Source organism: Actinomycetota bacterium, assembly GCA_030650795.1.
GTDB lineage: Bacteria > Actinomycetota > Actinomycetes > S36-B12 > S36-B12 > UBA11398.
Genome location: JAUSDJ010000007.1, coordinates 1 through 7,316, shown reverse-complemented (window position 1 = coordinate 7,316; position 7,316 = coordinate 1). Strand labels below are relative to the sequence as shown.

Genomic DNA, 7,316 nt, shown 5'->3' with positions numbered 1-7,316 from the left:
AGAGTTTTCTATGATTGAAGCAGTCCGACACTACACGCACCTGGCCCATCACGTGGATGACCAAGGTGGAGCGGAATACTACAGTCGCGATGATGCCAATATGCTTCTTGCAATAGCGACGGCACTGATCTCATCTACCGTAGCGCGTATGCCCCAGTGATTCGGGATTTTTTAACGGGATTCCAAATCTTCGCTAATCTTTGTCGAGAAGTTTCGCCGGTGAAACTTCTAAAGTGAGGCCCTTTGAAAAGTCTCCTCCGGGTAATATTTCCGTGAATAGCGTCATGCACGCTCACTCCGGCGTCATGGGCCAGTTGCGATACCGTGTAGGTGCTCATCGCACACCTCCTTTTCCTCACCCGGCGCAGCAGGAAAGCTGCTTCACGTCCTTATTGAACGTTTGCGCCGCGAGCTTCAACCCTTCGACCATCGTCAGGTACGGGAATAACTGGTCGGCCAGCTCCTGCACGGTCATCCGGTTACGAATCGCCAGCACGGCCGTCTGGATCAGCTCGCCCGCTTCCGGCGCGACCGCCTGCACACCGATCAGTCGTCCACTGCCTTCTTCAACCACCAGCTTGATGAAGCCGCGTGTGTCGAAGTTGGCGAGCGCACGCGGCACGTTGTCCAGCGTGAGGGTGCGGCTATCGGTTTCGATGCCGTCATGGTGCGCTTCCGCTTCGCTGTAGCCCACGGTGGCCACCTGCGGATCGGTGAACACCACGGCCGGCATCGCGGTCAGATTCAAAGCCGCGTCGCCGCCGGTCATGTTGATCGCGGCACGGGTGCCGGCCGCTGCCGCCACATAGACGAACTGCGGCTGGTCGGTACAGTCGCCGGCGGCGTAGATGTGTTCCACGCTGGTACGCATGCCCGAGTCGATGACGATCGCGCCTTGCGGGTTGAGCGCGACGCCTGCCGCGTCCAGCGCCAGGCTGGGCGTGTTGGGCGAGCGGCCGGTGGCAATCAGCAGTTCGTCGGCGCGTAGTTCACCGTGCGCCGTGGTGAGTACGAATTCGCCGTCCACATGGGCAACCTGGCTGGCCTGGGTGTGTTCCAGCACCTCGATACCCTCGGCACGAAACGCGGCCGTGACGGCTTCGCCGATGGCCGGGTCTTCGCGGAAGAACAGTGTGCTGCGCGCCAGGATCGTCACCTTGCTACCGAGTCGGGCGAACGCCTGCGCCAGTTCCAGCGCCACCACCGACGAGCCGATCACGGCCAGGCGCTCGGGGATTGTCTCGCTGACCAGTGCTTCGGTGGAAGTCCAATAAGGCGTGTCATTCAAGCCAGGAATCGGCGGCACGGCCGGACTTGCGCCGGTGGCGATGAGGCAGCGGTCGAACGCCACCACACGCTCGCCGCCGTCATCGAGTTGCACGACCAGGCTGCGGCCGTCCTTGAAGCGGGCATCGCCATGCAGCACGGTGATGGCGGGATTGCCGTCCAGGATGCTTTCATACTTGGCATGGCGCAGTTCATCGACGCGGGCCTGCTGTTGAGCCAGCAGCGCCGTGCGCTGGATGGCCGGAGCAACCGCCTGGATGCCGTTGTCGAACGGGCTTTCGCGGCGCAAATGGGCAATATGGGCGGCGCGGATCATGATCTTGGACGGCACGCAACCAATGTTGACGCAGGTGCCGCCGATAGTGCAGCGCTCGATCAGCGTGACGCGCGCGCCTTGCTCGACAGCCTTTAGCGCTGCCGCCATCGCGGCCCCGCCGCTGCCGATCACGGCGACATGGAGTTTGTCACCGTCCGCGCCAGTCCTGCCCTCACTGCCCAGCCATTCGCGCATCTTGCCGAGCAATCCGCCACCCGCCGGAGCCACGGGCGCATCGGCGAGCGTGGCCCGATAACCCGTTTTTGCCAAAGCGGCGGCCACGCCGAGAGTCAGCGCATCGGGCGACGTGCCGGCGTCAATGTTCAGTCTGGCGCTGCCCCTGGGGTAGGACACTTCCGCCGAGTGCACGCCGGGGACTTTCTCAAGGGCGTCCTTGACGTGAACCGCGCACGAGTCGCAGGTCATGCCGGTGATGTTGAGAGTGGTCATACCATCGTTCCTTTTCTGTGTTGGCCGTCGGCTCACGCCGTCAGCCTTGTTTCGCGGGGAGTTCGCAGCCGTCTGGCCCACAGCGGCGATGTGCCGGTGACACAAAGTCCCAGATGGACACGCCGATCATCAAGGCCAGGCCGACGTACATCAGATTCGCCGTCCACCAGTTGCCCAGGAGCCAGACCGTGGCCGCGAACACGATGGCCGGGAAGCAGGCAGCGCAGCCCATCGCGGAAACGATGCTGCCGAGCGCGCCGGTTTTATCGGCAATGCGTGTCATCAGTCCCATGATGTGGCTCCCGGTTCAGTGGCTTACTGCTTGAGGGTGGACGGATAGCCGGCGTCTTCGGTGGCCTTGGTCAGCTTCTGCACGTTGGTCTTGGCGTTGTCAAAAGTGACGACGGCCTCGCGCTTCTCGAAACCCACATCGACCTTGCTGACGCCCTCGACCTTGGAAATCGCTTTCTTGACCGTGATCGGGCAGGCGGCGCACGTCATGCCGGGAACCGCCAGCGTGACGGTCTGGGTGGCGGCCCACACCGGGGCAACGACAGCGGCGAGTACGAGGGAGGCAAATAGCTTGTTCATGGTGAACTCCTGGTTAATAGAAAAAAGGAACGACATAGGGAAATCCAAGCGCGACCAAGACCAGCACGGCCACGATCCAGAAAATCAGCTTGTAGGTGGTGCGCACCTGCGGGATCGCGCAGACCTCGCCCGGCTTGCAGGCTTGCGCCGGACGGAAAATGCGCCTCCAGGCAAAAAACAACGCCACCAGCGCCGCGCCGATGAACAACGGGCGGTAGGGTTCCAGCACTGTCAGGTTGCCGATCCAGGCACCGGAGAAGCCCAGGGCGACCAGTACCAGCGGCCCCAGGCAGCAGGTCGATGCCAGGATGGCGGCCAGCCCGCCGGCGAAGAGCGCGCCGCGCCCGTTTTGCGATTCCGACATACGTTGCCCTTTTGAATTTGGATTGGATAGCGTAAGCTTACTTCCGTACTCATGTACGGAGTCAAGCGATATGCAAAATATTTTTGAGAATCTAACCATTGGCGTTTTTGCCAGAGCGGCCGGGGTCAATGTGGAGACGATCCGCTTCTATCAGCGCAAGGGCTTGCTGCCGGAGCCGGACAAGCCTTACGGCAGCATCCGCCGCTATGGCGAGGCGGATGTGGTTCGGGTGAAATTCGTGAAGTCGGCCCAGCGGCTGGGGTTCAGCCTGGACGAGATCGCCGAGTTGTTGCGGCTCGACGATGGCACTCACTGCGAGGAAGCCAGCAGCCTGGCCGAGCACAAGCTTAAGGACGTGCGCGAGAAGATGGCCGACCTGGCGCGCATGGAAACCGTGCTGTCTGAACTGGTGTGCGCCTGCCACTCGCGGCAGGGGAATGTTTCCTGTCCGCTGATTGCGTCGCTACAGGGCAGAACAAGCCTGGTAGGATCGGCTATGCCTTAGCGTGCTTTATTTTCCGTCTTCTGCGACACCTCTAAATTGGACGGAAACGCTACAAAACTAGCGACAAGCAACGGCGCGGAATTTTCGGCGGTTCCGGCTTACAACCCCAGACACGGCTTTTTGCCAGTCGGTAGTGAAACACAGGGCAGCAACTGAAAGCACCTGATCGAAACTGCTGTCGGCGAACGGCAAGGCGAGCGCATCGGCCAGTAGGTAGGTTGAGCGAGCATCGCGGTTACGAGCAAATGAGAGGGAATCCGCATCGAGATCGATCCCGGGGACTGTCATACCAGGCATCGTAGTCGGCGGGACTCAAAATCGGATCGCGTCGTCTCAATCGACCGAATGACCTAACCCAGAGCCTGTTCCAGATCCGCAATCAAATCCTCAACATCCTCCAAGCCGACCGACAGACGCAGCATGGCGTCCGAGATGCCGCGACGGGCACGCTCTTCCGTCGTTAATCCGTGATGCGTGGTAGTGCACGGCTGGGTGACCAAGCTTTCCGCACCCCCAAGGCTGGGTGCCAAGGCGAAGAGCTTCAACCGGTCAGCGACGCGTGTGGCGTCTTCTCCGTTGCCGGCAACCTCGATCGTCAACATGCCGCCGAATCCGTACATTTGGTCTTTGGCCAGCGCATGCCCCGGAAACTCGGGCAGACCGGGAAAGTAGACCCGGCTAACCTTGGGGTGGCGGTCCATGGCTTCGGCGATGCGCTGGGCCGACTCGTTTTGTTGGCGCACGCGCACGACCAAGGTACGCAGGCTACGGGCGAGTAGTGATGCGGTGGCCGGGGCGATCATCGAGCCGAGATTCTTGCGCCAGTTCCATACCGGCATCAGCAATTCCTTCGATCCCATCAAGACGCCAGCGGTGAGGTCGCTGTGTCCGCCGAGATACTTGGTGGCGCTATGCACGACGAAATCAGCACCAAGCTCCAGTGGGCGTTGGTTGACCGGTGAAGCGAAGGTGTTGTCGATTGCGACAAGGGCACCGTAGGCATGCGCCTTCGCCGAAATGGCCCGAATGTCGAGCAATTCGAGAGTCGGATTCGTGGGCGTCTCAAAAAATACCAGCTTCGCGCCAGCGGCCAGCAAAGCGTCCAGTTGATCCAGTTCGCGGCCAAGAATCAAATCGGTCTTGATCCCCAGCAACGGCAACTGGCTGGCCAGCAGTTCCAGGGTTCCACCGTAAGCATCACCGATGCAGACAATGCCCTCACGCCCATGCGTCAGGAACAAGGCTGTCTCGGCGGCCATCCCGGAGCAAAAGGACCAGGCCATTTCCGCGCCTTCAAGACTGGCGAGAGTTTCTTCGATGGCAAAGATCGATGGGTTCAGACCGTAGCGCGTATAGAGGCTCCCCGGCTTGCGACCGTCAACGACATCGAGCAGGTCTGCCGTCGATTTGAACGCAAAGGTGGTGGTGTCGTACACCGGAAGGTGCGGACTGCCATGTGCATCCTTGAAACTGTGGCCGTGAATGGTGCGCGTGGACAAGCCGGGCTTGCTGCTTTCAGTCATTTGAGTCTCCTGGTTATTCTTGCTGCGGTTTCAGACGGCACGATGCCCAACTCGGGGGGTTTTAGAACGAGATTACTTTGTCGCTATCGATGACCCATTCCGCCAGCGCCGGCATGGTGGATTTCTCGGCGCCCTCGAAATACGGCTGGTTCTTGTAGATGCCGCAGCGCGCCATGCAGGTTCCGCACACCTTGACGGTCACGCCACGGGCGATCAGGGTTTTGAGCATCTGGGACAGGTCTTGATCGTAGCCTTCAGGTGGGCGGCAGGCGTCACGCGCCAGGTCGACCGCATCGTTCATTAAAAATAGGCGGACTTCGCTACCGGCATCGACCAGTTTGTCGGCCAGACGCAATCCGTTCCAGGTCACGTCGGTGGAGTCGTAGGGTTCGCGATTGAAGATGATTAATATTTTCATGAGGGCTCCCTATGGAGTTGAATCAACGCCTAGCCAGCAGGCCGAAGTGAAACGGGCAACAACTTTGCAAATCAACTGATTCAATGGCGCGGAATCCGGCCTCGGCCATCCACATCCGGCACTGTTCGGGCGTCGGGCGAATCTCCAGCGACGGGCCGCGAGGGGTCTGAATGTCGCTACGCCAATGGATCACCGAAAGCGCGCCACCGTCTTGCAAGGTCCGGTAGGCTTCGCGCAACAAGGCCACTGGTTGCTCCAGGTGCAGCAGGTTGAAAATCATGGCATGCGCCTGTGAACCCGTAGCCACACCTGTTCCGTGTGCAACAAAGTCGCGCACCTCGGCCTGAATGTTAGGCAGATTGAGAGTGGCGGCCTTTTGGCGCACTATTTCAACCATTTTCGGCTCAATATCCAAGGCGATAACCTGCCCCGTCGTGCGTCGGGCGGCAGATACCGTAAAGGAACCGTATCCGCAACCGAACTCGATGACATTTCCGTCGACCACCGACTCTATTAGCCGGTCAACGGCAATCTCAGCCTCAAAGAAACTCGCCCAGTAGGCTTCGTCGGGCATGCCGCTTTCGCGTCCCTTCATGTTCATGATTTGCCTTGCTCCACCGGAAGCCCTGCCGCCTGCCATTCACTGACGCCATCGAGAATCTTGCGCACCCTATATCCTTTCGCAGCAAGCAACGCCACGGCCTCGTCGGAAAGCAGGCAAAACGGGCCTCGGCAGTACGCGACGATCTCGATGTCTGACGGCAACTCAGCGAGCCGCTGCTCGATTTCGGCCATCGGCATCGAGCGGGCGAACGGCAGGTGAGCCGTTTCGTATTCCGTTGGAGGACGCACATCGATGACAAATATTTCGCCGCGCCGGGCCTGTTCCAGCAGTACCTCGCGACTGACTGCGGAGAGCTTCGCCGGATCGGCTACCATCTGCCCCAGGGCCATCTTCAGCTCCAGCAGGTGCTCTTCGGCGACCTGGCGCAGACTCACCCACAGAGCCGCGACATCGCTGCCGGCCAGTTGATAGATGATGTATTTGCCCTCACGCCGAAAAGTCACGAGGCGTGCTTCCTTCAGCACTTTCAGATGGGAGCTGGTGAGCTTGATGTCGGCCGACAATTCGCTCGCCAGCGTTTCAACGGTCTTTTCGCCTTGCGCCAATAGTTCCAGCAGCTCCAGCCGTTTCGGACTGGAAACCGCTTTGCCGATGCGGGCAACCTGCTCGTAGAGGAGGTCTTTTATCATTCGTTTGTCCATAAACGACATTCTAACGATTATACGAATGTAAGGCGGAATGTTTTTGTTTCGTGATTGAATCCAGGAAACGCCGACATCTACGACGCCAACTGATTCAGATGACGGCTAGTGGCACGACTGCTTGTCCTACCCAATGAGTCTGGTCGAATTTTGCCGTGGGCCGCTTAACGTGCTTTATTTTCCGAATTCTGAGACGACCCCATGACGCCATGTTTGTGGGGATGTACATGGGCACCGTCACCATTCCACTGGAAATCGTGTGCGTGTTGATGGTGCACGTCGTGGGTATGCTGCAGCGCCTCACGGCGACCGCACCCGAATCGAAGTAGACTTCAATTTGTCAATAAATCCAATGTAATCAATAGCTTAGTTCACTTTTTGCCGCGAATTACATGAATCCCGGCCGACCCTCATCAAGCCTACATATCGCCTCTGGCAGCGCCAAAATTAATACATCGCAGCGCTGCGGCGTGAACTCTGGTAAAGAGTCAAAGGGCCAGGTCCCGTAGGATTGATTTGTCTCGTCGGGCCCAGCAGACTCACTCTGCCAAGCACTTAATGCCGAATACACCAGCTTCAATTCCGGCAGATCAAAA

General features: G+C 59.5%; 11 protein-coding genes. 1 reads left to right on the top strand and 10 read right to left on the bottom strand.

Features of this window, described 5'->3' with window-relative positions:
* Positions 1-355 precede the first annotated feature (355 nt).
* The 4 genes from merA to merT are packed head-to-tail and all read right to left on the bottom strand — an operon-like array spanning position 356 to position 3,008.
* Positions 356-2,053 (bottom strand): mercury(II) reductase, encoded by a 1,698-nt coding sequence (gene merA, locus Q7L55_03020; protein ID MDO8731533.1) that lies wholly within the window; start codon positions 2,051-2,053, stop codon positions 356-358.
* Between the two features lie 40 nt (positions 2,054-2,093).
* Positions 2,094-2,345 carry a hypothetical protein gene (locus Q7L55_03015; GenBank protein ID MDO8731532.1) on the bottom strand — a complete coding sequence of 84 codons (252 nt, stop codon included), beginning with the start codon at positions 2,343-2,345 and terminating at the stop codon, positions 2,094-2,096.
* 23 nt (positions 2,346-2,368) lie between these two features.
* Entirely contained in the window at positions 2,369-2,644 is a 276-nt protein-coding gene (gene merP / locus Q7L55_03010; GenBank protein ID MDO8731531.1) for a mercury resistance system periplasmic binding protein MerP, read from the bottom strand.
* 13 nt (positions 2,645-2,657) lie between these two features.
* Positions 2,658-3,008, bottom strand: a complete 351-nt coding sequence (merT, locus tag Q7L55_03005; GenBank protein ID MDO8731530.1) for a mercuric ion transporter MerT — start codon at positions 3,006-3,008, stop codon at positions 2,658-2,660.
* A 70-nt stretch (positions 3,009-3,078) separates the two neighbouring features.
* Here merT and merR point away from each other — a divergent pair, with 70 nt between their 5' ends.
* The gene (gene merR, locus Q7L55_03000; GenBank protein MDO8731529.1) at positions 3,079-3,513 is read left to right on the top strand and encodes an Hg(II)-responsive transcriptional regulator; all 435 of its coding nucleotides are present in this window, start codon (positions 3,079-3,081) and stop codon (positions 3,511-3,513) included.
* Between the two features lie 57 nt (positions 3,514-3,570).
* On the opposite strand, the gene Q7L55_02995 is transcribed toward merR, so the two are convergent.
* The 6 genes from Q7L55_02995 to Q7L55_02970 all read right to left on the bottom strand — a co-directional run.
* Positions 3,571-3,801 carry a methyltransferase domain-containing protein gene (locus Q7L55_02995; protein ID MDO8731528.1) on the bottom strand — a complete coding sequence of 77 codons (231 nt, stop codon included), beginning with the start codon at positions 3,799-3,801 and terminating at the stop codon, positions 3,571-3,573.
* A gap of 62 nt (positions 3,802-3,863) precedes the next feature.
* Positions 3,864-5,036, bottom strand: coding sequence for an aminotransferase class I/II-fold pyridoxal phosphate-dependent enzyme (locus Q7L55_02990; protein MDO8731527.1), 1,173 nt, complete (start codon positions 5,034-5,036; stop codon positions 3,864-3,866).
* 61 nt (positions 5,037-5,097) lie between these two features.
* Positions 5,098-5,454 (bottom strand): DsrE family protein, encoded by a 357-nt coding sequence (locus Q7L55_02985; protein ID MDO8731526.1) that lies wholly within the window; start codon positions 5,452-5,454, stop codon positions 5,098-5,100.
* Between the two features lie 22 nt (positions 5,455-5,476).
* Positions 5,477-6,049, bottom strand: coding sequence for a class I SAM-dependent methyltransferase (locus Q7L55_02980; protein MDO8731525.1), 573 nt, complete (start codon positions 6,047-6,049; stop codon positions 5,477-5,479).
* A gap of 2 nt (positions 6,050-6,051) precedes the next feature.
* Positions 6,052-6,720 carry a metalloregulator ArsR/SmtB family transcription factor gene (locus Q7L55_02975; protein MDO8731524.1) on the bottom strand — a complete coding sequence of 223 codons (669 nt, stop codon included), beginning with the start codon at positions 6,718-6,720 and terminating at the stop codon, positions 6,052-6,054.
* Positions 6,721-7,108: 388 nt separating this feature from the next.
* Positions 7,109-7,316 (bottom strand): hypothetical protein (locus Q7L55_02970; protein MDO8731523.1); only part of this gene is annotated, 208 nt, incomplete at its 5' end.